The organism is Ancylobacter sp. 3268 (genome assembly GCF_031456575.1).
Classification (GTDB): Bacteria; Pseudomonadota; Alphaproteobacteria; order Rhizobiales; family Xanthobacteraceae; genus Ancylobacter.
Genome location: NZ_JAVDUX010000007.1, coordinates 103,206 through 126,816, shown reverse-complemented (window position 1 = coordinate 126,816; position 23,611 = coordinate 103,206). Strand labels below are relative to the sequence as shown.

At 67.8% G+C, this 23,611-nt stretch carries 24 protein-coding genes; 6 read left to right on the top strand and 18 right to left on the bottom strand.

Annotated elements, in window-relative coordinates; all coding sequences use genetic code 11:
• Positions 1–56 precede the first annotated feature (56 nt).
• The 5 genes from J2X65_RS12105 to J2X65_RS12085 all read right to left on the bottom strand — a co-directional run bounded on the left by J2X65_RS12105 (position 57) and on the right by J2X65_RS12085 (position 4,585).
• Positions 57–1,016 (bottom strand): LysR family transcriptional regulator, encoded by a 960-nt coding sequence (locus J2X65_RS12105; RefSeq protein WP_310201255.1) that lies wholly within the window; start codon positions 1,014–1,016, stop codon positions 57–59.
• A 64-nt stretch (positions 1,017–1,080) separates the two neighbouring features.
• Entirely contained in the window at positions 1,081–1,629 is a 549-nt protein-coding gene (locus J2X65_RS12100; protein WP_310201253.1) for a carboxymuconolactone decarboxylase family protein, read from the bottom strand.
• A 190-nt stretch (positions 1,630–1,819) separates the two neighbouring features.
• Positions 1,820–2,854, bottom strand: coding sequence for a Gfo/Idh/MocA family oxidoreductase (locus J2X65_RS12095; protein ID WP_310201251.1), 1,035 nt, complete (start codon positions 2,852–2,854; stop codon positions 1,820–1,822).
• A 46-nt stretch (positions 2,855–2,900) separates the two neighbouring features.
• Positions 2,901–4,001 (bottom strand): LLM class flavin-dependent oxidoreductase, encoded by a 1,101-nt coding sequence (locus J2X65_RS12090; protein WP_310201249.1) that lies wholly within the window; start codon positions 3,999–4,001, stop codon positions 2,901–2,903.
• Positions 3,998–4,585, bottom strand: coding sequence for a flavin reductase family protein (locus J2X65_RS12085; RefSeq protein WP_310201247.1), 588 nt, complete (start codon positions 4,583–4,585; stop codon positions 3,998–4,000). Before J2X65_RS12085 ends, J2X65_RS12090 begins: the two co-directional genes overlap by 4 nt.
• Before the next feature lie 74 nt (positions 4,586–4,659).
• On the opposite strand from J2X65_RS12085, the gene J2X65_RS12080 reads away from it, so the two are divergent.
• Positions 4,660–5,628: a LysR family transcriptional regulator gene (locus J2X65_RS12080; RefSeq protein ID WP_310201246.1), complete on the top strand. Its 969-nt coding sequence runs from the start codon at positions 4,660–4,662 to the stop codon at positions 5,626–5,628.
• On the opposite strand, the gene J2X65_RS12075 is transcribed toward J2X65_RS12080, so the two are convergent.
• The 13 genes from J2X65_RS12075 to J2X65_RS12015 form a co-directional block, all read right to left on the bottom strand.
• Positions 5,604–6,077, bottom strand: a complete 474-nt coding sequence (locus J2X65_RS12075) for a cupin domain-containing protein (protein ID WP_310201244.1) — start codon at positions 6,075–6,077, stop codon at positions 5,604–5,606. The two genes, J2X65_RS12080 and J2X65_RS12075, sit on opposite strands and share 25 nt — an antisense overlap.
• A 17-nt stretch (positions 6,078–6,094) precedes the next feature.
• Positions 6,095–7,192, bottom strand: a complete 1,098-nt coding sequence (locus J2X65_RS12070) for an Ldh family oxidoreductase (protein ID WP_310201243.1) — start codon at positions 7,190–7,192, stop codon at positions 6,095–6,097.
• Positions 7,189–7,659, bottom strand: coding sequence for a cupin domain-containing protein (locus J2X65_RS12065; protein ID WP_310201240.1), 471 nt, complete (start codon positions 7,657–7,659; stop codon positions 7,189–7,191). The genes J2X65_RS12070 and J2X65_RS12065 overlap by 4 nt, the downstream gene beginning before the upstream one ends.
• Positions 7,656–8,681, bottom strand: coding sequence for an amidohydrolase family protein (locus J2X65_RS12060; RefSeq protein WP_310201238.1), 1,026 nt, complete (start codon positions 8,679–8,681; stop codon positions 7,656–7,658). Before J2X65_RS12060 ends, J2X65_RS12065 begins: the two co-directional genes overlap by 4 nt.
• Positions 8,682–8,690: 9 nt before the next feature.
• Positions 8,691–10,229, bottom strand: a complete 1,539-nt coding sequence (locus tag J2X65_RS12055) for a tripartite tricarboxylate transporter permease (protein WP_310201236.1) — start codon at positions 10,227–10,229, stop codon at positions 8,691–8,693.
• A gap of 20 nt (positions 10,230–10,249) precedes the next feature.
• The gene (locus tag J2X65_RS12050; protein WP_310201234.1) at positions 10,250–10,702 is read right to left on the bottom strand and encodes a tripartite tricarboxylate transporter TctB family protein; all 453 of its coding nucleotides are present in this window, start codon (positions 10,700–10,702) and stop codon (positions 10,250–10,252) included.
• Between the two features lie 65 nt (positions 10,703–10,767).
• Positions 10,768–11,790 carry a tripartite tricarboxylate transporter substrate binding protein gene (locus J2X65_RS12045; RefSeq protein ID WP_310201232.1) on the bottom strand — a complete coding sequence of 341 codons (1,023 nt, stop codon included), beginning with the start codon at positions 11,788–11,790 and terminating at the stop codon, positions 10,768–10,770.
• Positions 11,791–12,311: 521 nt separating this feature from the next.
• Entirely contained in the window at positions 12,312–13,316 is a 1,005-nt protein-coding gene (locus tag J2X65_RS12040) for a GTP-binding protein (RefSeq protein ID WP_310201229.1), read from the bottom strand.
• 21 nt (positions 13,317–13,337) lie between these two features.
• Positions 13,338–14,576, bottom strand: a complete 1,239-nt coding sequence (locus tag J2X65_RS12035) for a hypothetical protein (protein ID WP_310201227.1) — start codon at positions 14,574–14,576, stop codon at positions 13,338–13,340.
• Between the two features lie 152 nt (positions 14,577–14,728).
• Positions 14,729–15,472, bottom strand: coding sequence for an FCD domain-containing protein (locus J2X65_RS12030; RefSeq protein ID WP_310201225.1), 744 nt, complete (start codon positions 15,470–15,472; stop codon positions 14,729–14,731).
• Between the two features lie 101 nt (positions 15,473–15,573).
• Positions 15,574–16,266, bottom strand: a complete 693-nt coding sequence (locus tag J2X65_RS12025) for a TetR/AcrR family transcriptional regulator (protein WP_310201223.1) — start codon at positions 16,264–16,266, stop codon at positions 15,574–15,576.
• 38 nt (positions 16,267–16,304) lie between these two features.
• A complete protein-coding gene (locus J2X65_RS12020; protein ID WP_310201221.1) occupies positions 16,305–17,519 on the bottom strand; it encodes an acyl-CoA dehydrogenase family protein in 1,215 nt (404 codons plus the stop codon).
• 11 nt (positions 17,520–17,530) lie between these two features.
• A complete protein-coding gene (locus J2X65_RS12015; protein ID WP_310201219.1) occupies positions 17,531–18,007 on the bottom strand; it encodes a VOC family protein in 477 nt (158 codons plus the stop codon).
• A gap of 189 nt (positions 18,008–18,196) precedes the next feature.
• Here J2X65_RS12015 and hisD point away from each other — a divergent pair, with 189 nt between their 5' ends.
• The 5 genes from hisD (at position 18,197) to J2X65_RS11990 (ending at position 23,500) form a co-directional block, all read left to right on the top strand.
• Entirely contained in the window at positions 18,197–19,513 is a 1,317-nt protein-coding gene (gene hisD / locus J2X65_RS12010; protein WP_310201217.1) for a histidinol dehydrogenase, read from the top strand.
• 282 nt (positions 19,514–19,795) lie between these two features.
• Positions 19,796–20,440, top strand: a complete 645-nt coding sequence (locus J2X65_RS12005; protein WP_310201215.1) for a GntR family transcriptional regulator — start codon at positions 19,796–19,798, stop codon at positions 20,438–20,440.
• A 201-nt stretch (positions 20,441–20,641) separates the two neighbouring features.
• A complete protein-coding gene (locus tag J2X65_RS12000) occupies positions 20,642–21,442 on the top strand; it encodes an ABC transporter ATP-binding protein (protein ID WP_310201213.1) in 801 nt (266 codons plus the stop codon).
• Position 21,443: 1 nt separating this feature from the next.
• Positions 21,444–22,319, top strand: a complete 876-nt coding sequence (locus J2X65_RS11995; RefSeq protein ID WP_310201211.1) for an ABC transporter permease — start codon at positions 21,444–21,446, stop codon at positions 22,317–22,319.
• A 104-nt stretch (positions 22,320–22,423) separates the two neighbouring features.
• Positions 22,424–23,500 carry an ABC transporter substrate-binding protein gene (locus tag J2X65_RS11990; protein WP_310201210.1) on the top strand — a complete coding sequence of 359 codons (1,077 nt, stop codon included), beginning with the start codon at positions 22,424–22,426 and terminating at the stop codon, positions 23,498–23,500.
• Positions 23,501–23,611: the final 111 nt, after the last annotated feature.

Here is a 23,611-nt window from a genome sequence, read left to right as displayed (position 1 = left end):
ACGACAACGGCCGGGCTTGCTGCCCGGCCGTTTCATGTGGGGAAGACGGGGCGGCGTCAGGCGGCGCCGGCCAGCGTGCGCTGCTGCGGCGGCGCCCAGTGCGACGTGCTGTCCGGCAGGGCGCTGAAGATGCCGCGCTGGGCGAGGGCGTCGATCTCGGCGCGCAGCAGCCCCATCACCGCATGGGCGGCGGCGCTGACATTGTCGCCGACATGCGAGAGCATGATGGTGCGGCTGAGATTGACTCCGCCCACCGCGAGGCCGGTGAGCAGGCCCTCGTCAATCTCCTTGCGGAAGGCGGAGATCGGCATGATCGAGGCGCCGCGCCCGCGCAGCAGCATGCGCCTTATCGCCTCCACCGCGTCGATCTCGCAATCAACCTCGATACAGACGCCGTGCGAGGCCAGCTGCTCGTCGACCAGCGCCCGGATGCCGCGCGTGACCAGCATCGGCGTCGAGGCGAGCTCGTCCAGCGTCACCACCGGCGAGACGCCGCGCGACTGGCGCGGCATCACCACCACGATCGGCTCGGTGAGCACGGCGGTGAAGCGCAGCGCCCGGTTCGGCGGCGGGTTGGTGAGCAGAGCGAGATCGACCTGGCTGTTGACGAGGTCGACCTGCAGCCGGCGGGTGAATTCCTCGACGATGGTGAGGTTGATCGCCGGATAGGTCGAGGCGCAGCGCTCGATGAGGCCGGGCGCCAGCAGCGAGGACAGCGTCGGCGAGATGCCGACCACCACCCGGCCGGACAGGCAGTCGCCACCGATGTTCATCTCCTCGGTGGCGCGGGCGACTTCCTGCATGATCCGGCGGCTGTGCTGCAGGAAGCGCCGGCCGGCGAGGGTGAGCTGCACCCCGCGCGGCAGGCGCACCAGCAGCGGCGTGCCGATTTCGGTCTCGATGCGCTGGATGTGGCGGCTGAGCGCCGGCTGGACGATGCCGAGGTCACGGGAAGCCCGGGTGATGCTGCCGAGTTCGGCAACGCGCACGAAGGCCTCGATGCTGCGCAGTTCCATGGCGTTTTCCTCCGGGAGGGGCCTGTTCTGTTCTGATGCGCCCCCCTTTGTTGTGATGATCCTCTCACGCGGGCGGCGGTACGCGAAACACCCGCAGGGCGATGGCCAGCATGGAATAGTAGCCGAGCAGGCCGGTCAGCTCGATCACCGTCCGGCGGCCGAAACGCGCGACGGCTTTGGCGAAGAGGTCGTCCGGCACGTCCTTGTGCCGGTAGATGGCGGCGGAGAAATCATGCACCAGCGCCGCGTCGGCCTCGGCGAAATCCGGCCGGCGGCCGGCGGCCAGCGCCTCGATCTCGAACTCCGGTACCCCGGCCTTGCGGGCCTCCTTCGCGTGCACGGCGAACTCGTAGTCGGCGCCCCAATAGGACGCCGTGGTGAGGATGGCGAGCTCCGACAGCCGCGGCGGCAGGCCGGTGCGGTAGCGGCAGAAGGCGCCGACCGCCTGGGCGGTGGCGGCGAGCTCAGGGCTCTCGACATAGATGTGGAACGGCGCCGGCACCGCGCCGGCGCGCGGGCGGCCGATCTCCTCGAAGATGCGGCGCTGCTCGGCGTCGAGCGCGGCGGGGTCGAGCTCGCGGTAGCGCGGGGCGGGGTCGGCGGGGCGGTTCATCCTGTGCGGTGTCCTCGGTGTTTTCTGTCTTTTCCTCTCCCCGTTGGGGAGAGGTGGCCCGCGAAGCGGGTCGGTGAGGGGCTCTAGTGATTGGGGAATGAAGAAGGCCCCTCACCCCACCCCTCTCCCCCACGGGGAGAGGGAGCATCTTCATGATCAGCGTCGCACGGGCGACCGCGGAGATCAGGTCTCACGCGCTGGCGGCGAGCGCGGGGCGATCCACGGTCTCCCCTGCCTCCACCGCCACCGGCAGGTTGGTCGCCACCGAGCGGCAGATGGCCTCCAGCACCGCGATGTTGCCGACCTTCTGCGCGTCGGTGAACACATAGGGCGTGCCGCTCTCGATGGAGCGGGCGAAGGCCTCCAGATTGGCGCGCACCGTGTCGGTCCACTCATAGTCGCGCACCTCGCGCCGGCCGTCCTTGTGCTGGATGGTCAGCGTCGTCGGACCGGGGGTGTCGGGATGGGTGTGGTTGCGCGCCTCGACCCAGGCCTCGGAGCCGAACACGGTGATGCCGATATAGAGCGGCGTCACCAATATGGCGTTGAGATAGCCGGTGGCGCCGGAAGCGAAGCGGGTATGCACCGACACCACATCGCCGTTCGGCCGATCGGAGGCGCGGGTGGCGGTGGCGGCGTAGACCTCGGAGATCGGCCCGAACAGCTCGATGAAGCCGTCGGTGAGGTGGATGCCCATCGCGGTCATGCCGGCGGCCGGGGCATCGACGGTCGAGGCGCGCCAGTCGGTCTTCGGTACCGCGGCGAGCTTGTCATGGCTGAAATTCGCCTCGACATGCATGATCGTGCCCAGGGCGCCGGACTGCACCAGATCCTTGATCCGCAGCATGGCGAGCTCGTAGCGGCGCTCATGGCCGATGCCGAGCTTGACCCCGGCGGTGCGGCAGGCGGCGACCGAGCGCTCGGCATCGGCGCGGGTGAGCGCCAGCGGCTTCTCGCAGAACACGTGCTTGCCGGCGCGGGCCACCTGCGCCACCTGTGCCGTATGCAGCGAGTGCGGCGTGCACAGGATGACGGCATCGATGGAGGGGTCGGCCAGCACCTCGTCCCAGCTGGTCGTCAACGGGATGCCGTGCTCGGCGGCGAAGGCGGCCTGCGCCTCCGAGGTGTCGATGGCGGCGACGATGCGCAGCTGATCGGAATCCGCCATGCGGCGGATCATGTGCTTGCCCCACCAGCCGAGGCCGGCGATTGCGGCGCGGATCATGTGTCCTCCCTTCGCCGTCTTTCCGACGGCTCTTGATCTTGAAATGTCACTCGGCGGCGGCGGACTGCCGGCCCGCATTCACCGCCGGCATCACCTGCTCGGCCATCAGTTCCAGCGAGCGGATGGCCAGCCCGCGATCCGCCCAGTCATGGCCGGCATAGAGCAGGGTGCCGAATGCGCCGATCTCCTCCTCGAAGGCGGCGAGCTCGTCGGCCACCTTGTCCGGCGTTCCCCAGATGACGAGATCGGCCAGCACGCTGTCCACCGTCACCGACGAGTCCGGCGCGCTCTGGTCGCGCTTGAACAGATTGGCGCGGCCATTGCCGACCAGCTTGGTCGCCAGCGAGTTGTAATAGGCATAGTACGGGCTGCCCGGCTCGGTGGCGTAGCGCCTGGCGGTGGCGAGATCGTCGGCGACGAAGATGCTCTTGGCGACCCGCCAATTGGCCGGATCGGCCGCGCGGCCGCCCTTCTCGCAGCCCTCGACATATTTCGGCCAGTGGGTCTTCACCCAGCAGGGCAGCAGGAAATTGGCCGAGATCGGCTCCCAGCCGCGCGTGGCGGCTTCCGTGACGCCCTTGGAGAACGGCGCGACGGCGGTGACGACGATGGGCGGATGCGGCCGCTGATAGGGCTTGTGCATGACCCCCTGGCCCAGTGCCGGCAGATAGGTGCGCTCGGTGGTGATGGTCCAGTGCTGGCCGACGCGGCTGTAGGGCGGCTCGCCGGACCAGATGCCGAGGATGTGGTCGATGGCCTCGACGAACATCTCGGTGCGGTTCTTGTCGAGATTGCCGAACACCTCGGCGTCGGAGAGCAGGCCGCCGGGGCTGATGCCCATAATGTAGCGGCCCTGCGCCATGTGATCGAGCATCGCCACCTCGCCGGCGACGCGGGCGGGGTGCTGGTTCGGCAAATTGATGGTGCCGGAGCCGAGCTTGATGGTCCGGGTGGCCTCCAGCAGCCAGGCGATGAAGATCAGCGAGGAGGTGATGGTCTCGGCGCCATCGGTGACATGCTCGCCGAAATAGCCCTCGCAGAAGCCGAGCTTCTCGGCGATGAGGCAGAATTCCCGGTCCTCCCGCAGCGTCTCGGTGAGCGGGCGGTGCAGCGGGTGGATCGGCATGGTGAAGAAGCCGAGTTTCATGAGGCGCGTTCCCGGTTCGCGGCGATTTCTTTGGCGACGATTTCTTGGGCGGAGGTGTCGTTGGCCGGCGGATCGGCCGGCAGTAGGGCAGGGCCGCAGAGCGCGCCGGTGGCGTAGATCAGCGGCTCGCCGTCGCGATGCGCGGCGCGCAGCACCCGGCCGAGGAAGATGAGATGGTCGCCGGCCTCGATCACCTGCTCGGTGCGGCACTCGAACCGGGCGATGGCGCCCTCGATCAGCGGCGAGCCGTGATCGCCGATGCCGTGCGGCACGCGGTCGAACTTGTCGGGGTGCGGGGTGGCGAAGTGCCGGCACAGATGCTTCTGATGGGTGCCGAGCACGTTGACCGCAAAGCACCCCGAGGCGGTGAAGCTCGCCAGCGAGGGCGCCTGCCGCCGCAGGCTCCACAGCACCAGCGGCGGGTCGAGCGAGACCGACGAGAAGCTGTTGGCGGTCAGTCCCTCGAGCTTTCCGTCGGCGGTGCGGGTGGTGACGATGGTGACCCCGGTGGCGAAACGTCCGAGCGCCCGCCGGAAATGGCCATGATCGTCGCTGGATCGGAAGTCGATGACATGTTCGCTCATGATCATGAGCTTAGGGGGATGCCGCCCGCTGTAGAAATGATATGATCTGCTCATCTCCATCAGGAAACATGATGATGAGCGACACGCTGCGGGATGTCCGGCTGTTCGTGGCGGCTTATGAGGAGCGATCCTTCACCGCCGCCGCCGAACGGGAGAACGCCACGCAATCCGGTGTCTCCCAGCACATCCGCAAGATCGAGGACCGCTTCGGGGTCAAGCTGTTCGCCCGCGGCGGCGGCAGCGTGCAGCCGACCCCGGCGGGGGAGAGCTATTACCGCCACTGCATCGAATTGCTGCGGCTCAACGAGATGGCCAACCGCTCGGTGGAGCGTTTCGGCGTCGGGCTGGACGGCGAGATGGTGGTCGGGCTGATGCCGACCATGACCCGCTCGGTGCTGGCGCCGGCGCTCGCCCGCTTCGTCGCCCTGCACCCCAATGTCGGGGTGCGGATCTGGGAGGCCTATTCCGCCAACCTCACCCAGCAGGTGCGGGCGGGCGAACTCGCCTTCGCCATCGTCCCGGCCTCCACCGGCACGGTGGGAGTGAAGACCACCCGCTTCGCCTACACGCCGGAAGTGCTGGTCTCCGGCGCGGCGGCGGGGCGCGAGCACATGAAGCCGGTGAAGCTGGCCGACCTCGGACCGCTCAAGGTGGTGGTGCCGAGCGGACAGAACGCGCGGCGCGCCAATATCGAGACCTATCTCGCCTCCAACGGCGTGGCGGTGGAGCGACGGCTGGAGCTCGATGCGATGATGGGCACGCTCGACTTCGTCGCCTCCACCGACTGGGTGGCGATCCTGCCCGGGCTGATGATGGCGGAGGAGGCCGCGCGGCCGGCCGGGCCGCAGGCGCCGCGGCGCTTCACCGTCAACCCGATCGCCGATCCGCCGGCGGGGATGGACCTGGTGCTGATCGAGCCGGCGCGGCGGCCGCTGGAGCCGGCGGCCGCCGCCTTTCTCGAGGTGCTGGCGCAGGAGACGGCGCGGATCGGCAATGTCTGGGGCGAACGGGCCGGGCTCTACGAGGAGGCCGGCGTGTCGTAGTGCCCGCCGCTCATGGTGCCGTCGGCGGCCTTGCCGGCGATGCCGTGGGTGGTGTCCTTGACCACGAAGAACAGCACGTCCTCCTCCGGCAGCGCCACCGTGGAGTGGATGACGCCGGGCGGGAAATAGATGAGGGTGCCCGGGCCGGCGATGCGTTCCGGCTCGCCCTCTATGTTCACCCGCAGCCGGCCCTTCACCACATAGTTCCACTGCTCGTTGGGGTGCGAATGCGGGCGGGCGCCGGTGCCGGCCGCCTTGCGCATCAGCCCCACCTGGGTGCGGAGGCCCTCCACCACCGAGCCGATGGCGGTGGAATAGCCGGGGCCGCCCTCGATGGCGGAGAGCTGGTCGAGCTGGAACAGATAGGCGCCGTCGCCGGCCTTGAAGGCGCCCTTGTTGATCGTGGCGGGGGCGGTGGCGGGCTCGGTGGTGGTCGCGGGGGCGGACATGGTGGGTCACTCCGATTTCATTGCCGGGCGGCGAGGGTGGGGATGCCGAGCGTCGCGGCCAGCTCGTCGAGCTGGCGGCGCAGCGGCGCGGGGATCGGCACGCCGTCGCGGGCGCGCGCCTGCCTGAGCGCGGCGCGGCGGTCGCCGGGAATGCGCACCCCTTCCGTGCCGGGCAGCGGGGCATCGTGGCGCAGTTCGTCGAGCTGGCGCTGCAGCACCGAGGCGAAGGCGGCGGGCGGCATGAAGCGGGCGACGTCCAAGGCCAGGATTAAGTGGCCGGTATTGGTCTCGGTGGAGGAATCGGCGTTGAAATCGACCACCTCGCGGCCGAAGGCGGCGCCGTTCAGCGTGCCGGCGAGCAGGCCGAGCATGAGGGCGAGGCCCGAGCCCTTATAGCCGCCGATCGGCAGCAAAAGCCCCTCGCCGCTGCGCTTGGGATCGGTGATCGGCTGCCCGTCGGACTTGCTGACCAGCCAGCCTTCCGGCAGCGGGATGTCGCTCAGCGCGTGCTTCTTGATGGTGCCGTAGGACACCACGGTGGTGGCGATGTCGAGCAGCACCGGCGGGGCGCCGTCGCCTCCGGGGATGGCGATGGCGAGCGGGTTGGTGCCGAGCAGCGACGAGGTGCCGCCCCACGGTGCCATGTGGTTGGAACTCGCCACCGCCGAATAGATGCCGACCATGCCGGCCTGCGCCAGCCTGTCGACATAGAGCGCGGCCGGGCCGGCATGGTTGGAGCGGCGCACGCCGACCCAGCCGATGCCGATCTCTCGGGCGAGGGCGATGGCGGTGTTCGCCGCCGTGCTCATGACCAGGTGGCCCATGCCGTTGTCGCCATCGACCAGCGCGACGCCGGGCGCGGCGCGCTCGACCTCGATGCGCGGGCGCGGATTGACCGCGCCGCCCTTCAGCCGCCGCACATATTGCGGCAGGCGAAAGATGCCGTGGCCGTCGGCGCCGGTGAGGTCGGCCTCAGCCATCAGCCGCCCGACCAGGCGCGCGTCCTCCGGCGGCAGCTCGCAGGCGCGCATGGCATCGGCGATCAGGCCTTCGAGCGCCTGCGCGGGGGCGGTGGAAGGCGCGGCGCCCGGATCCGGTTTCACGGCGGCGTTCATCGGCGCTCCTCCGCTGGCTGTTCCCCTGCGGGCGCTTGTCCCGCGTGCCGGTTGTTGGCGTGATGATCCTGGGCGTGTTCGGAAGCGATGGAATGGGTCTCGCCGGTCGCCGCCATGGTGCGGGTGGCGGCGATGTCGGCATAGGTCCAGAAGATGGCGAGCGGCGCCGTCTGCGAGGTGTTGCGGAAGCGGTGCGGCACGTCCGGCGGGATCCAGGTGGTGTCGTATTGCGTCAGCTCATGGGCGACGCCGTCGATCTCGAACACCGCATCGCCCTCGAGGATGATGACGCTCTCCTCGCAATTATGGCTGTGCAGCGGGATCGCCGCGCCCGGCCCGAAGCGGGTGATGCCGTTGAGCAGCTTTTGCGAGCCGAGCTCGGCGGTGACCAGGCGCACGGTGCGGGCGCCGCCGCCGCGCTCGGTGACGGGCAGCTCGCCCGGGCGGAGAATGGCGGCTTCACTCATGCCGACACCGTTTCGCGCGAGGTCGTATTGAGGCCGAACCAGCCGCCCGCGGTGCCGCCGAGGATCGCGGCCTCGTCGCCGCTGGCGAGGCCGGCGGCACGCACCTGCCGGGCGCCTTCCAGCGTGCCCATGTCGAAGGGGTAGTCGCTGCCGAGCAGCACGTGATCGGCGCCGAACGTATCGGTGAGGTAGCGCAGCGCCGGGCCGAAATGGGTCAGCGTGTCGAAATAGAGCCGGCGGATCGAGGCTTCCGGGCTCTCCTTGATGAAGCGCCGGCATTCCGGCCGCTCCTTCCAGCCATGGATCATCCGCCCGGTCTGGAACGGCAGGAAGCCGCCGCCATGCACCAGGCAGACGCGCAGATCCGGGTAGCGCTCCAGCACGCCGCCGAACACCAGCGAGGCCGCGGCGATGGTGGTCTCCAGCGGGTTGCCGATCAGGTTCTTGAGGTAGAACTCCTTGGTGCGCTCGCCCGCCGCCGTCTTCTGCGGGTGGATCAGGATGAAGGCGCCGAGCTCCTCGGCGGTGGCCCAGATGGGTTCCAGCGCCGGGTCGTCGAGATTCCTGCCCTCGATATGCGAGCCGATCTGCGCGCCCTTCAGCCCGAGCTTGGTGACGGCGCGCCGCAGTTCGTCGGCGGCGCGGGCGGGATCCTGCATCGGCAGGGTGGCGATGCCGAGGAAACGGCCGGAGGGATGGCGGACCAACTCGGCGATTGCCTCGTTCTGGATCTGGCACAGCGCGGCGGTGAGCGCTGCCTCCCGCTCATAGAGGAAGGTCTGCGGGCAGTTGGACAGCACCTGCAGGTCGAAGCCGGCGATGTCGAGATCGGCGAGGCGCCGGTCGAGGTCCCAGCCGCCGCGCGGGAACGGGCGCTGCACGATGTCGCCGACCCTGAGCACGCCGCCCTCGGCGTCGACCTCGGAAAGCGTCGGTCCGATATCGGGCGCCTCCCGGCGCATCCGGGCCATCATCTCCTCGGTGAGGATATGGGCATGAACGTCGATCACGGGAATGGTCATGCAGGTGTCCTAGTCGGAGGAGTGGGACAGCGCCTCGGCGACGCCGGCGCGGCGCGCCGCCCGGCGGGCGAGCAGGAAGCTGAGCAGCGGCAGGGTGAGCGAGAGCAGCACCATCAGCGCCAGCACCGCCGAGAGCGGGCGCTCGACGAAGATCGTCGGGCTGCCTTCCGACAGCATCAGGCTCTGGCGCAGCGAGCTTTCCATCAGTGGCGCCAGCACCACGGCGAGCACCAGTGGCGCGCGGGGGATGTCGGCGCGGATCATCAGATAGCCGACCATGCCGAAGAACAGCGTCAGCCCGACATTGAACAGGCTGAGGCTGATGGCGTAGGCCCCGACCAGCGACACGATGAGGATGCCCGCCACCAGATAGGAATAGGGGATGCGCAGCACGCTGGCGAAGAGCGGGGCCAGCGGCAGGTTCATCACCAGCAGGATGACGTTGCCGATGAACATCGAGGCGATGAGGCCCCAGACCAGATCGGCCTGCTCGGTGAGCAGCATCGGGCCGGGGCGGATGCCGAGCAGCACCAGCGCCGCCAGCAGCACGGCGGTGGAGGCCGAGCCGGGGATGCCGAGCGCCAGCATCGGGATCATCGAGCCGTGCGCCGCCGAATTGTTGGCCGATTCGGCCGCCGCCACGCCGTCCAGCGCGCCATGGCCGAACCTCTCCGGGTGCGGGCTCGCCTTCTTCTCCACCACATAGGCGAGCAGCGCCGCAACGGTCGGTCCGGCGCCCGGCATGAGCCCGATGAGCAGCCCCACCGTGCCGCCCCGCACAATGGCCATGCGGCATTCCGCCCAGTCCTTGCCGGTCAGCCACATATCGCGCAGCCGGGTGCGGATGACCTGGCCGGACTGCGTCTGCTCCATCGAGACGAGGATCTCGGCGATGCCGAACACGCCGATGGCGACCGGCAGGAAATCGATGCCCTCCAACAGCTCCAGCGAGCCGAAGGTAAGGCGGGACGTGCCCTGGATCGGATCGGTGCCGACCAGCGCGATCATCAGCCCGAGGGTGGCGCCGATCATCGCCTTCACCGCCGAGCCGCTGCCGAGGCTGGCGGTGGCGGTGATGCCAAGCAGGGCCAGCAGGAAATATTCCGGCGCCGAGAAATTCAGCGCGAAGGCGCTGAGCGGCGGAGTCAGGAAGACGAGGGCGATCACCGAGGCGATGCCGGCGAGGAAGGAGCCGATGGCGGCGGCAGCGAGCGCCTGTCCGGCGCGCCCCTGCCTGGCGAGCTGGTTGCCGTCCACCGCCGTCATCACGCTGGCGGCCTCGCCGGGCACGTTGACCAGCACCGAGGTGAGCGTGCCGCCATACATGCCGCCATACATGATGCCGGAAAGCATCACGAGGGCGGTGATCGGATCGAGCCCGAAGGTGATCGGCAGCAGCAGCGCCATGCCGGCCGAGGGGCCGATGCCGGGCAGGGCGCCGATCAGCTGGCCGAGGGTGACGCCGATCAGCACGAACAAAAGGTTCGTCGGCGTCAGGGCAATGGAAAAGCCGTGGGCGAGGGAGGCGAGGGAGGCGAGAGGGTCCATGTGCAGTGCTTCCCGCGCTTTCAGATGCCGAATGGACCGGCCGGCAGGGCGATGCCGAGCCAGGCGATGAACACGCCGTAGACGAGGCCGGTGATCACTGCCGTGGCGAACAGGCTCGGCAGCAGCGGGCGCCGCTCGATGCCCAGCAGCAGGAACAGGCAGAACAGGATGCCGGCCATGACGAAGCCGACCAGCGGGATCAGCAGCACCATCAGCCACAGGCCGGCGGTGAGCGCGGCCACGCGCACGAGGCCGTGCCGGTCCGGGAAGCTGTGCGGCTCGCCGCTGTCATCCAGCAGGGTGGCGACGAACAGGGCGACCGCCAGCACCACGCCCGTCATCGCCACCCAGAACGGCGCGAAGGCCGAGCCGGGGGCGAAGTCCGCCCAATAGGACAGGTACCAGGTGCCGGACAGCACCATGACGGAAAGGGCCAGCAGCACGAAGGCGGCAATCAGATTGGTGGTGCGCATGTGGGTCCCCGCGCCTGATCGCGAAGAAGGCGGGCCGTGCCGGGGCTACGGCCCGCCGGAAGGGTTCACTGCACCGCCGGCTGCTTGGCGAGGCCGAGATCGCGCAGCAGAGCGAGATGCTCGTCATGCAGCTTCTGCATGTAGGGCTTCACCTGCGCCGCCGGCACCATTTCGCTGCGCAGGAAGTTGTCCTTGAGGCTCGCCTGCCATTCCGGGTTGGCCACCAGCCTGGCGATGGCGTCGTCCCAGAACTTCACGGTGGCGGCGTCGAGGCCGGGCGGGCCGGCAAGGCCCCAGGCCTGGCCCCACACCACGTCGTAGCCCTGCTCCTTCGCGGTGGGGATGTCCTTCAGTTCCGGCGCGGTGCGCCGCTCGCTGGCGAGGATGGCGATGATGCGCGCCTTGCCAGCCTTCACCAGTGGCAGCGCCTCGCCCGGCGTCAGCGTCATGAAGTCGACATTGCCGCCGAGGAAGGCGGCCTGCGCGGCGCCGCCGCCGTCGAACGGCACGTAGTTGAGCTTCACCTTGCCCGCCTTCTCGACGAGGCCGGCGACCATGTGATCGGTGGAGCCGGACTGCGCGCCGGCGACCTTCACCGAACGCTCGCGCTTGGCGGCCTGCTCGACGAGCTGCTTCATGTCCTTGACCGGCGAATTCTCCTGCACGACCAGCACGAGGTCGCCCTGGATGAACATGCTGATCGGGGTCAGCTTATCATAGAGCGTCGGCAGCCCCTGGGTGATCGGCGTCGTCAGGATCGGCTGGGCGATGCACAGCACGACGTTGCGATCGCCCTGCTTTCCCATGACGAAATTGGCGGCCACCATCCACGAGCCGCCGGTGCGGTTCTGCACCACCAGCGGATTGGTGATGATCTTCTGCTCGTTGAGGATCTTGGCGGCCCGGCGCATCAGCACATCCGGCGTGCCGCCGGGGCTGGTGCCGGTGGTGATCTCGATGGGGCCGGCAGGGGCGGTCTGCGCCCTGAGCGAGGCCGGCGCCGCAACCAGCGCGGCACCAAGGGCGGCGGCGAGCGCGGCGCGCTTCAGACGCAAATGTAAGGGCCGAGCGGCACGAGAGGGGATCATGTGGCGTTCCTTCCCAGGCGTTGCAGTGGCACAGCGTCTTGTGACGTCTTGTGACCTGAGGAAAAGATGCCGTTGCGGGTATGTCAAGTTAAAATGAAATATTTATTCTCATTCAATCCATATCGAAACGACATGCCTATAGTACATATCGGCATGGGTAATGTATTTATCGGAAATGTCTGGCAGCTATTGCCGCTGTACCGCGCTACGCAAGCGGTGGCCTGGACCGACACGTGGCATCGTTTCCGAAAATTATCGGAGATAAATCGACCAATCCGATTCGAAGTCGACGTATCTATTTCTCACGTCTCAGTTATTGATTCGATTTATCGACAAAGTTATGGATTTCGTGCTAGCCTGCTTTCAAATAAAAAGAGCGGGAGGAGCATGTAATGTCAGTTTTGCTGACTTATGTACGAAATTATGTATGGGAATGCTTCGTGAAAATGGGTGAAGCATATTGCATACATAATTCCGACGCCGGTTATGGTGTCGATGCCGGGCCGGATTCAGCGCGCGCTTCACGCCGCCGCCCGCGCGACGAGAACTTCAAGACTGCTACGTAATGCTTCCGGATCGATGTTGCGGGTGATGAAGACGAGCCGGGTGGTGTGATCGTCGCTCGGCCAGGCCGTCAGCTGTACCGGCGGGTGCATCACCTGTTGCACCGCATGCACCACCATCGGCGCGGTTTCGCCGCGCAGGGCGACGATGCCTTTCATGCGCAGCAGGTCGTCTCCCCGCAGCGACAGGATCGACCGCAGCCAGCCGCGCAACGCCTCCCGCGTCACCGGCCGGTCGAGGGTGACGGCGAAGGCGCGGATGTCGTCATCATGCGGCGAGCCGGCAGCGTCGGGGCCCGCGAACGCCTCGCTGTTGAGCCAGGCGAGAGCCTGCTCGCTTTGGCGCCACGGCTGCGCCGGCACCTCGGCAAACAGAGCCGCCGGCGCGATCTGCCCCCGAACCACCGGGATGAGCGCGGCGCCGGGATTGATCGTCCGCAGCCGCGCGGTGAGCTCGGCGATCGCGGCGGACGCCGCCAGATCGGATTTGGTCAAGACGAGGATGTCGGCGAGGGCGGCCTGATGGCGCGCCTCCGCGAAACTGTCGAGCTGGCCGGCACCGTTGACCGCATCGACGGTGGCGACCACCGCGTGCAGATCGAAACGCGCGGCCAGCATCCGTTCGGTCAGGAAGGCGCGGACCAGCGCGGCAGGGTCGGCGAGGCCGGTGGTCTCGATGGCGACGCGCGAGAAGGCCGGCAGTTCCCCCCGGGCCACCTTGGCGCAGAGATCATCCAGCGTATCGACCAGATCGCCGCGCACGGTGCAGCAGATGCAGCCGCTCTGCAGCACCACGGTGTTCTCGATGGCGCTCTCGACCAGCAGATGATCGATGGCGACATCGCCGAACTCGTTGATGATCACCGCGCTGTCGGCCATCTCCGGATCGCGCAGCAGGTGGTTGAGCAACGTGGTCTTGCCGCTGCCGAGGAAGCCGGTGATCAGGATGACGGGGATGGTCATGCCCTTACCCTTCCCATGGGCTCAGAGGTCGAGCTCCAATATGTAGATCCCGCCGGCATGGCGATCGCCGCAATAGACGATGCCGTTCTCGTCGACATAGACCTCGTTGATCTGGATCGCCGGCACGCGGGCGCCGGGCGGGGCGGAGGGCACGAAAGCGCCGACCTCGCGCGGCACCAGCGGATCGCTGATGTCGTGGACGCGGAGCCCGCCATTGAACAGCGTCGAGAACAGCAGCGTCTCGGAGTGGAGGGCTGTGTCGCGCGGCGGGTTCTCATGCAGGTTGTGGCAGCCGAAGCGCCCGCCCTTGCGGCCATATTCCTCGAAGGAGGGCATGGGCAGGGTCGATAGCGGCACCGGGTTGTCCTCGCGGCGGATGTCGATGAGCCAGGTGAGCTTAGGCCAATCGAAGCCGTTGTCGTGGACGCATTCATGGCTCGCCACCGCGAGGTCGCGGCCGAACAGCGGCAGCAGCGTGTGCGCGAAGCCGGGGAAGGGCGGGTTCGGGTTGAAGCGCGAGAGGACGGTGGGCCGCGACTTGTCGGAGATGTCCATGACGTAGAAGCCGCCATCGATATAGCCGACATAGGCGCGGTCGGGGCGGTCGGGATAGACATTGGTGTTGTGGCAGCGAAAGCCGCTGTCGATCTTCAGCCGCTCCGGCGGGGCGGCCTCGTCGCCCTCGGCGGTGCCGGGCATCCACCAGCGGCCGGCCTCGACCGGCCTGGACGGGTTGCGCACGTCGATGATGCGGTAGGCCTGGTCGTCGAGCGGGTTGCGCGGGGTGAAGTCGGCGGCGCCGGCGGCGCAATGGATGAATTCGCCATCGACGAACCACACCTGGTGCACGCCGCGCGAATGTGGGCCCGAGCAGTCGAAATGGCTGATCAGCCGGGGGGATTCCGGCACCGAGATGTCGAACAGGTCGATTCCGGCCGGCTGGAGGCCGGGCTGCACCGTCTGGTAGGCCACCGCCATCAGGTCGCCGGTCGTCTCCAGCGAATTGGAGCGCACCTTGTTGTGCGGCAGCTCGGTCTGCACGATCACCTTCGGCCGGCTGGGATCGGTGACGTCGACGCCGGTGAAGTTCTTCGGCGGCCCCTCATGCGCCACCCAGAGAATGCGCCTGCCATCCGGCGCACGCTGCAGCGACATGCCTTCGCCGACCCCGCCGAAACCGGCCAGCCCGTCATGGGCGATCAGCCGCATGCCGGAGATGAGGTCGATCTTCACATCGGCGATTTTGGTGTGGTCGAGCATGCGGCGTCCTCCCGGCGGATCGTCGCGAGCCCAGCCCGTCGAACGGTCCTTGTGATTGTTAATCGCAAGGATGTTCGAACAAAATATGGATGTCAATAAAGCGAGGCGTTGATGGTTCGCCCGCGGACGACGCTCGGGGGGCCAAGGGTCGCTTAGGGGGCGTCGTCGCCATTGCCCGCCGACAGGCTGCGCGACACTTCCTCATAGTTGCGGATGACCACCTCGACGCTGCCCTGGAAGTGCTCGGCGAGGATGGCGGTGGCGCGCTCGGCGTCGCGGGCGATCGCCGCCTCGGCCACGGTGCGGTGCTGCTCGCGCACCCGCTTGAGCAAGGCTTCGGACGAGGAGGTGACGACGATCACCGCCCGGCGGTAGCGTTGGAAGTGATCCGACAGCGCGCCGCAGAAGTGCAGCAGCCACGGCGAATCGCAGGCGGCGATGAGACTGTAGTGGAAGCGGTCGTGCCGCTGCTCCCACTCGTCCACCGTCTTGCGGTCCTCGACCGAGTGGGGAAGCGGCGTGCGCTCGAGTCGGTGCAGCGCGGCGAGGATCTCGGCTTCCCAATCCTCGTCGCCGCGGGTGATGGCACGGCGCAGCGCGTTGCAGCTCAGCTCGGTGCGCAGGGCGCACAGATCGTGCAGATCGGAGAGCGACAGCGGCGCCACCGTATAGCCGCGATGGCCCTCGAAGCGCACCAGCTGGTCGGAGACCAGCCGCGACAGCGCCTCGCGCAGCGGCGCGATGCCGACGCCATAGGCGGCGCTGAGCTGGCGGAAGCGCAGACGCTCGCCGGGCTTGAGATGCCCGGCGATGAGGTCGCGCCGCAGGCGGGCATAGATCTCGATGCCCAGCGTGGTGGCATCGTCGTCGGGGGGCGCGACTGGCTGAAGTGACACGGGACACGCTCTCCGCAGGGGCGATGGGAATGAGCCCCGATCATAGGCGGTGGCCATCTTCGATCAAAGCGAAGATGTTCGAGCGTTGGTGGGCAGATCGTCTATACGGCTTCGCCGTCGCGCTCCGCGAGGCGCTTGAGCACCGGGCCGACGCCGGCGAGGAAGGTATCGACGGCGTTGCCGATCATGGTCGGACGGTCCACCGGCATCGGGAACCGGTACACGATCTCGCGCACGCCATAGTAGAAGATGCCGCCCTGCAGGGTCCAGAACAGCTCGACCTCCTCGGGCGTGGGAGGATCCTCGCCGCCGAGGCCGAAGCTCGCGCGGGTGGCGAGGGTAATCGGCCGCAGAATCTCGCTCTCCACCGTCGCCGCGTAGCGCCGGTTGATGTCGACGCCGCGCAGGCCGGCGAAGAGGTAGATGCGGATCCATTCGGGGGTGAAGATCGTGCTGGCATAGTCCTCGTAGAAGGCGATGATGCGCTCGCGGATCGGCCGGCTCTCGTCGACGAGGCCTTCGCGCCATTCCTTCTTCCAGCGATTGACGTAGATCTCCTGGTAGACGGCGGCGATCAAGTCGTCCTTGCTGGGGAAATAGCGGTAAAGCAGCGGCTGGGTGACGCCGAGGCGCTGGGCAAGTTCGCGCGTGCCGGCCTCGAAGCCGACCTCGGCGAACAGCTCGATGGCCTTGCGGACGAACTCCCTGTGCCGTTCCTCCGGCTTGTTGCGCGTGCGCCGCGGCGGCGCGGGCTTCTCGGCCGCCGCGAGCGATGTGGATGAACGTCCGGCCATCTGTGTCGTCGTGTTCCCTTTGTACGGCGCCGCGTTGTTCACACCACCGGATTGTCGGCCTCCATGCCGAGCACCAGACGCCCGAAGGCGGCGTTGGCGACATCGGTGCTGAAGGCGATATGCGCGCTTATAGCATGGGCGTCGCGGAAGCGTCGCTGCTGGCTGCCGGCGAGGTAAAGCGCCTGCGCGCCGCTGCCGGTATTGATCTCATCGACCGCCGCGGTCGCCAGATCGGTGGCGAAGGCGAGATCACGGCGGTAGGCGAACTTGGTGACGAGATCGGGCACGTGGCCGCGCGCGGCATCGGCCATCGCCTCCTCGCAGATGGCCAGCATCATGCGGCGGGAATGCGCGAGCCGGGCGGCGGCGCTGCCGATATGGATCTGGATGCTCTGCAACTCCGCCAGCCGGGCGCCGGTGTAGCTGGCCGAGCGCTTGCGGGTGGAGGCGACGTAATCGGTGAGGGCGCCCTCGCCATTGCCGAGCCCGACACCGGACAGGATGGCCGGGAACAGCGCGAACACCGGCAGGCGGTAGAGCGGGGCGGGATGGCGCTCGCTGCCCGGCGTCGCGCCGCCCTTGAGGTCGGCGACGGAGACCGTCATCTCCTGCGGCACGAACACCTCCTCGCACACCACGTCGTTGGAGCCGGTGCCCTTGAGCCCGGTGACGTGCCAGGTGTCGAGGATGGTGTAATCGGAGCGGGGAATGAGGAACACGCGGTGGTCGGGCGCCTCGCCCTCGGCGCGGACCACGCCGGCCAGCATGTTCCAGGCGCAGACATCGACGCCGGAGGAGAACGGCCAGCGGCCGGAGACGACATAGCCGCCGGGCGCCTTCGCCACCTTCGCGGCGGGAAAGACGAAGGAGGAGGCGATCAGCGCGTCGCGATCCTCGTTCCAGACGCGGTCCTGCGCGGCGGGCGGGAACATCGCCAGCATCCAGTGATGGCTGGCGAGGTTGGTGAGGTTCCACGCCGTGGAGGCGCAGCCGGCGGCCAGCGCGGCGCCGATGGTGATCAGGCTCTCATAGCCGAGCTCGGCGCCGCCGATGGCCTGCGGCTGGAGCATGCGGTAGAGGCCGCTCGCATGCAGGTCGCGCTCGTTCTCCGGCGGCAGGCGGCGCAGGTCTTCCGCCCGCGCCGCGCGTCCGGCGAACACAGAGGCGAGGTCGGTGGCGCGCTGCAGCAGCTCGTCATGGCGCTGGTCCGCCGGGGAGCGGGCGGTGCGCGGGTCGGCAATGGTGTCCATCATCGCGGCCTCCCTCAGGCGCGACGGCGTTCAAGGAACAGCGTCGCCTCGAGATTTTCGCCCACCTGCTCGAAGCGATCGGCGAGGCGCTTTAGCTCGGGGATGCGGGCGGTATCCAGGCTCGAGACATCCGGCCAGTCCACCTCGACGAGGTTGCCGCCGGGATCGCGCAGATAGAGCTGGACGGTGCCGTCCGGCATCTCGTTGACGCCGTTGCCGAAGGTGGCGTGGTCGATGAGGCCGGCGTCGCGGGCGCGCTCATAGACGCCCATGAAGTCGTCGACGTTGATGGCGAAGTGCTGATAGCGCGGCGTCGCATCCGGCAGGCCGAAAATGTGCAGCTGCTGGTCGCCGCAACGCAGATACTGGGTGCGGAATCCGAAATTGTAGGTGGGGATCACCTCCATGCCGAACATCTCGACATAGAAGCGGACCGAGGCATCGACGTCCCTGGCGCCGATGGACAGATGGTTCAGGCCGGTGGCTCGCATGGCGTTCCTCCTATTTAATTATCGTTCGATAAATAACATGGAGGCGAATGAGGGAGCAAGCCTCGTCTTGACACTGCCGGAGGATTTAGTTTTCACTCGATAAATAACAGCCGATTTCAATCGGAAGCAAGGGTGCATCGGATTGGGTGCATCAGGTTGGGCGCCGCGGCTCGGCGCCGGGAGGAAAGCATGGCCCGCCATCTCAAGACCGCGCGCTCCATCGAGGAGCGCGCCGACGCCGACGCGCAGGTGCGCGCCACCGTCGAGACCATCCTCAAGGAGATCGAAACCGGCGGCGACGCCGCCGTCCGCGGCTATTCCGAGCGCTTCGACACATGGTCGCCGGCGAGCTTCCGCCTGTCCGAACAGGAGATCGAGGCGGCGCTGGCCAAGGTGTCGAAATCCGATCTCGACGACATCCGCTTCGCGCAGGCGCAGGTGCGCAACTTCGCCGAGAAGCAGCGCGCCTGCATGCTCGACCTCGAGGTGGAGACGCTGCCCGGCGTCGTCCTCGGACACAGGAACGTGCCGGTGGAGCGGGTCGGCTGCTATGTGCCGGGCGGCAAATATCCGATGGTCGCCTCCGCCCATATGAGCGTGGTGACCGCCAAGGTCGCCGGGGTGAAAAGCGTGGTGGCGGCGGCGCCGCCCTTCCGCAACGGACCGCACCCGGCCATTGTCGCCGCGATGCATCTGGCCGGCGCCGACGAGATCCTGGTGCTGGGCGGCGTGCAGGCGGTAGCGGCGATGGCCTTGGGCACCGAGACCATCGCGCCGGTCGACATGCTGGTCGGGCCGGGCAATGCCTTCGTCGCCGAGGCCAAGCGGCAGCTGTTCGGCCGCGTCGGCATCGACCTGTTCGCCGGGCCGACCGAGACGCTGGTGATCGCCGACGACACGGTGGATGCCGAGATCTGCGCCACCGATCTGCTTGGCCAGGCCGAGCACGGGCCGACCTCGCCGGCCATCCTGCTCACCAACTCGGAAAAGCTGGCGCGCGACACCATGGCGGAGATCGAGCGGCTGCTCGCCATCCTGCCGACGGCCGAGATCGCCGCCGCTGCGTGGCGCGACTTCGGCGAGGTGATCGTCTGCGACGGCGTGGAGGAAATGGTTGCCGAGGCCGACCGCATCGCCTCCGAGCATGTGCAGGTGATGACCGCCGATCCGGATTATTTCCTCGCCAACATGCGCAATTACGGCGCGCTGTTTCTCGGGCCGCGCACCAATGTCGCCTATGGCGACAAGGTGATCGGCACCAACCACACGCTGCCGACCCGGCGCGCGGCGCGCTACACCGGCGGGCTGTGGATCGGCAAGTTCCTCAAGACCTGCACCTATCAGAAGGTGCTGAGCGACGCGGCTAGCGCCGAGGTGGGCGCATATTGCTCGCGGCTGTGCGTGCTGGAAGGTTTCCTCGGCCATGCCGAGCAGGCGAATGTGCGCGTGCGCCGCTATGGCGGCGGCAATGTCGACTACGCCACGGCGGCGCGCCGGGCGGGCTGACGCGCCCCGGAACCTTGGGCGGTTCCTCCCCTGAACCTGCCCTGCGGCCGGAGCATGCTCCGGCCTTTTTTATGCGCTCATGCCGGCCGGTTGAGATATCTCGGCTGGAGGATCACCTCGCTTGTGATCGCCGATAGCGGCGGGGAAACCGTATAGGTGGGGGATTTTCGCGAGAGTTTGAGGAAAAATTCTCCGATTTCCTCAGCGTCACCGGCGCGACATATTGACGTTATCGGTCGATCAATATAACTTCGGTGATATCTCAGAGGTGAGGCGGTTCGGATGAATCTGGTTCGCAACAGGGTCTATGAGATGGTCCGGCGGGACATTCTGTCCTGTGCCATCGTGCCCGGCGCGGAACTGCGGGAAGCCGATCTCGCCGAGCGCTTCGGCGTCAGCAAGTCGCCCGTGCGCGACGCCATGCAGAAGCTGGAACTGGAAGGCCTGATCGTGATCGAGCCGCGGCGCGGGCACCGCGTGCGGCAGGTCTCGGTGAGCGATGCCGCCGACATGCTGGAGTTGCGGCTGATCCTCGAGACCGCCGGCGTGCGCAAGGCGGCGGTGGTCGCCAGCGACGAGGAACTCGCGGGGCTCGACATGTTTCGCGATGCCGACACCGCCTCGATCCCGCTCTTTACCGAGTATAATCGCCGCTTCCACCACCACCTCGCGAGCCTGTCGCGCAACCGGCGGCTGGCGGAGGAGATGGGCCGGGTGATGGATCTCTATGAACGGCTCTGCATGGTCAGCCTTTCGGCCGTGGTCGCCCATGACCAGAACGAGGGGCCGCTGCGCGAGCACAACGACATTATCGACGCCCTGCAGGCCCGCAACGGCAACGCCGCCGCGCGCATGCTGAAGCGTCACATCGGCCGCTCGCAGGGCCAGATCCTGCGGGCTCTCGAAAGCCGTCCCGTCGTCGCCTGACGGACGGCGTGCCTGTGCGGCCGGCGGTTTCCGGCTGCGCGCAAGGCCCCGCCGAGGGGAGTAACGGCCCCGCCAACGGGGATGCCCCGGACCCGTCCGCATCATGCAGAAGACGGGCCGAGGGCCAGGGAAACGCCACATGCCGTCCCGACGCCTGACCGGCGAACGCCGCCGGCTGCGTGCGCGACGCGGAGGAGCGAGATGAACGCCATCGCCAGCCATCTGGTCGCCGCCTCGACCAGCCATATCGACCCCGACATCGTCATTTCCGCCCGCGACCTCGTCAAGGCCTTCAACAGCGAGGTGGTAGCGCTGGACCGCGCCAGCTTCGACATCAAGCGCGGCAGCTTCGTCTCGCTGGTGGGGCCGAGCGGCTGCGGCAAGTCCACCTTGCTGCGTCTCGTCGCCGGGCTGATCGGCAAGTCCGCCGGCGAGCTCAGCGTGCTCGGCCACGGCGTCAACGGCCCCTCGCACGAGGTCGGCATGATGTTCCAGCGCCCGACGCTGCTGGAATGGCGCACGGCGGTGGAGAACGTGCTGCTGCCCACCGAGGTGCAGGGTGCCACAACCGATGCCGACCGCAGGCGCGCCATCGATCTCCTGCAACTGGTCGGGCTGAAGGATTTCGAGTTCAGCTTTCCGCGCCAGCTCTCCGGCGGCATGCAGCAGCGCGTGGCGCTCGCCCGGCTGCTGCAGACCGGCGCCAACATCCTGCTGCTCGACGAGCCGTTCGGCGCGCTGGACGAGTTCACCCGCGAGCGGCTGAACCTCGAATTGCTGCGCATCGTCGACGATGTCGACGCCACCGTGCTGTTCGTCACCCACAACATTTCCGAGGCGATCTTCCTCGCCGACCAGGTGATGGTGATGACGCCGCGCCCCGGCCGGCTCGCAAGGATAGTGGACGTCCCCTTCGAGCGCCCGCGCGAGATCGGCCTGATGCAGACGCCGGAATTCAACCGTCTGGTCGGCGAGGTCCGCACCATTCTGGGAGGGCATTGAGATGAGCCTCGCCACCGACGGCAATCTCTCCATGACCGATGTCGCGCAGGAGCGCGGCACGCTCGCCGGGCGGGTCGCCCGCCATCTCGCGCTGTTCCTCGGCGTGATGCTGGTGTGGGAGCTCGCCAGCACCTACGAGTTCGTCGATCCGCTGATCCTGCCGCGTCCGAGCGCTATTGCCGTCTCGCTGGTCAACATGCTGCTCTACCAGGGCACGGTGTGGTTCCATCTCGGCATCACGCTGTGGGAGGCGGTCGCCGGCTTCGTCATCGGCTCGGTGATCGGCATCGGGCTGGCGGTGGCGGCCGGGCTCAACGACAGCTTCCGCCGCTACATCTCGCCCTACATCATCGCGCTGCAGGTGACGCCGCGCATCGCGCTGGCGCCGATCGTCATCGCCTGGCTCGGCTTCGGCATGATGCCGAAGATCGCCATCGGCGCGCTGATCTGCTTCTTCCCGCCCTTCATCAACACGCTGACGGGTTTGCTCAATGTGGATGAAGATGCCAGCGAGATGTTCCGCTCGCTCGGCGCCAAGAAGCGGCAGATCTTCTTCAGCCTGATGCTGCCCAACGCCATGCCGATCATCATGGCCGGGCTGAAGACGGCGATCTCGCTGGCGCTGATCGGCGCCATCGTCGGCGAATTCATCTCGGCAAGCGAGGGCATGGGCGTGCTTATGCAGCGCTACACCTTCGCGCTGAACATGGCCTCTTCTTTCGCCGTGCTCGTGATCCTCACCGCGATGGGCTACGTGCTCTTCGTGCTGATGGAATGGGCCGACAACTGGCTGGTCTACTGGCGCCACGACGCCCGCATGACCGCCATCAGCCGCAAGAAGGCCAAGGCCTGGGCCGCGCTGCGCCGGCAGGCCTGAACGCCGCGCCCCCGAACCGGCCGGGCGACGGCGCCGCCGCCCGATCATCCGTTGAACCCGCACAAGGATAACGGCGCCGAAGGCGTCGAATGGGAGGATGCGTCATGTTGACGGACAACACGCTGATATCGCGCCGGAGCTATCTCGGCCTCATGGCCGGGACCACTGCCGGTCTCGCGCTCGGGTCCTTCGTGGCCCGGCCGGCCGCGGCGCAGGGAGTGCGCACGATCAATGTGATCATGCCGCTGCCGCGCTCGGCCAATTTCTATCCGCTGATCGCCGGCGAGGCGCTGGGCTATTTCGAGAAGGAGGGCATCAAGGTCAACCTGCTGCCTTCCTCCACCACCGTGCCCTATGTCGCCTTCGTGCAGAACGGCCAGGCCGAGCTCGCCATGCTCGACGCGCCGCAGACCTTCCAGTCGGTACAGGCCGGCATCCCGATCAAGGTGGTGTACGAGGCGATGCAGCGGGCGCCGGAAGGCATCGCGGTGAGCGCCGAGAGCCCGGTCCAGTCCGTTGAGCAGCTGAAGGGCACCACGGTCGGCCTGGTCTCCGATCGCGACCGCACCACGCTCGCCATCGCGCTCGACACCAAGGGCGTATCCATCGACGAGGTGAAGACGGTGGTGGTGGGCGAGGCCGGGCCGACGCTCGCCAATGCCTTCCGCAAGCAGACCGTCTCGGCCATTGCCGGCGCGGTGCCGGACTGGCTGTCGCTGCAGGCCAACGGCATGAAGATAAGGCTGATCACCCCGGCGGAGGTCGCCGACACGCCGGCCAACTCCTTCGTGGTGAATGGCGGCAAGCTGGACGAACTGCGCCAGCCGCTGATCGGCTTCTTCCGCGCCTGGTCCAAGGGCATGGAGGTCGGCAAGGTCGATGTCGAGGCGCTGGCGGTGATGTGCCGCAAGGCGGTGCCGGAGGAATGGGAGAACGCCGCTTTCGGCCGCGAATTCCTCGATGCCTCGATCCCGATGAACTACTCGGTGACGCCGAAATTCGGCGATCTCCAGCCGGAGGTGTGGAAGCGGGTGCAGGGGCCGATGGTCAAGCTCGGCGAACTGCAGAAGGAGATCGACCCGGCAACTTTCCTCGACCGCAGCCTGATCGACCCCGCCAACGACTTCTCGCGCGAGCAGGTCGCCGCCGATGTCGCCGCCTGGAAGGCCAAGAGCATGTGAGGCGGCCACGGCATGTGAGGCCACAGGATGTGAGGCCACAGCATGTGAGCCCCGGCTGGCGCCGGCCTCTGCCGGCGCCGCACCCGGCCATAAGCCGGGATCATTTTCCCG

Excerpts from the sequence above, each read along its gene's own strand:
- J2X65_RS12035 (WP_310201227.1), bottom strand. The coding sequence starts at position 14,576 with ATGCTCGACCACACCAAAATCGCCGATGTGAAGATCGACCTCATCTCC.
- J2X65_RS11995 (WP_310201211.1), top strand. The coding sequence starts at position 21,444 with ATGAGCCTCGCCACCGACGGCAATCTCTCCATGACCGATGTCGCGCAG.
- J2X65_RS12050 (WP_310201234.1), bottom strand. The coding sequence starts at position 10,702 with ATGCGCACCACCAATCTGATTGCCGCCTTCGTGCTGCTGGCCCTTTCC.
- J2X65_RS12005 (WP_310201215.1), top strand. The coding sequence starts at position 19,796 with ATGAATCTGGTTCGCAACAGGGTCTATGAGATGGTCCGGCGGGACATT.
- J2X65_RS12090 (WP_310201249.1), bottom strand. The coding sequence starts at position 4,001 with ATGAAACTCGGCTTCTTCACCATGCCGATCCACCCGCTGCACCGCCCG.
- J2X65_RS12065 (WP_310201240.1), bottom strand. The coding sequence starts at position 7,659 with ATGAGTGAAGCCGCCATTCTCCGCCCGGGCGAGCTGCCCGTCACCGAG.
- J2X65_RS12105 (WP_310201255.1), bottom strand. The coding sequence starts at position 1,016 with ATGGAACTGCGCAGCATCGAGGCCTTCGTGCGCGTTGCCGAACTCGGC.
- J2X65_RS12015 (WP_310201219.1), bottom strand. The coding sequence starts at position 18,007 with ATGCGAGCCACCGGCCTGAACCATCTGTCCATCGGCGCCAGGGACGTC.
- J2X65_RS12080 (WP_310201246.1), top strand. The coding sequence starts at position 4,660 with ATGAGCGACACGCTGCGGGATGTCCGGCTGTTCGTGGCGGCTTATGAG.
- J2X65_RS12025 (WP_310201223.1), bottom strand. The coding sequence starts at position 16,266 with ATGGCCGGACGTTCATCCACATCGCTCGCGGCGGCCGAGAAGCCCGCG.
- J2X65_RS12000 (WP_310201213.1), top strand. The coding sequence starts at position 20,642 with ATGAACGCCATCGCCAGCCATCTGGTCGCCGCCTCGACCAGCCATATC.
- J2X65_RS12100 (WP_310201253.1), bottom strand. The coding sequence starts at position 1,629 with ATGAACCGCCCCGCCGACCCCGCCCCGCGCTACCGCGAGCTCGACCCC.
- hisD (WP_310201217.1), top strand. The coding sequence starts at position 18,197 with ATGGCCCGCCATCTCAAGACCGCGCGCTCCATCGAGGAGCGCGCCGAC.
- J2X65_RS12045 (WP_310201232.1), bottom strand. The coding sequence starts at position 11,790 with ATGATCCCCTCTCGTGCCGCTCGGCCCTTACATTTGCGTCTGAAGCGC.
- J2X65_RS12055 (WP_310201236.1), bottom strand. The coding sequence starts at position 10,229 with ATGGACCCTCTCGCCTCCCTCGCCTCCCTCGCCCACGGCTTTTCCATT.
- J2X65_RS12040 (WP_310201229.1), bottom strand. The coding sequence starts at position 13,316 with ATGACCATCCCCGTCATCCTGATCACCGGCTTCCTCGGCAGCGGCAAG.
- J2X65_RS12075 (WP_310201244.1), bottom strand. The coding sequence starts at position 6,077 with ATGTCCGCCCCCGCGACCACCACCGAGCCCGCCACCGCCCCCGCCACG.
- J2X65_RS12085 (WP_310201247.1), bottom strand. The coding sequence starts at position 4,585 with ATGAGCGAACATGTCATCGACTTCCGATCCAGCGACGATCATGGCCAT.
- J2X65_RS12095 (WP_310201251.1), bottom strand. The coding sequence starts at position 2,854 with ATGATCCGCGCCGCAATCGCCGGCCTCGGCTGGTGGGGCAAGCACATG.
- J2X65_RS11990 (WP_310201210.1), top strand. The coding sequence starts at position 22,424 with ATGTTGACGGACAACACGCTGATATCGCGCCGGAGCTATCTCGGCCTC.
- J2X65_RS12070 (WP_310201243.1), bottom strand. The coding sequence starts at position 7,192 with ATGAACGCCGCCGTGAAACCGGATCCGGGCGCCGCGCCTTCCACCGCC.
- J2X65_RS12020 (WP_310201221.1), bottom strand. The coding sequence starts at position 17,519 with ATGATGGACACCATTGCCGACCCGCGCACCGCCCGCTCCCCGGCGGAC.
- J2X65_RS12060 (WP_310201238.1), bottom strand. The coding sequence starts at position 8,681 with ATGACCATTCCCGTGATCGACGTTCATGCCCATATCCTCACCGAGGAG.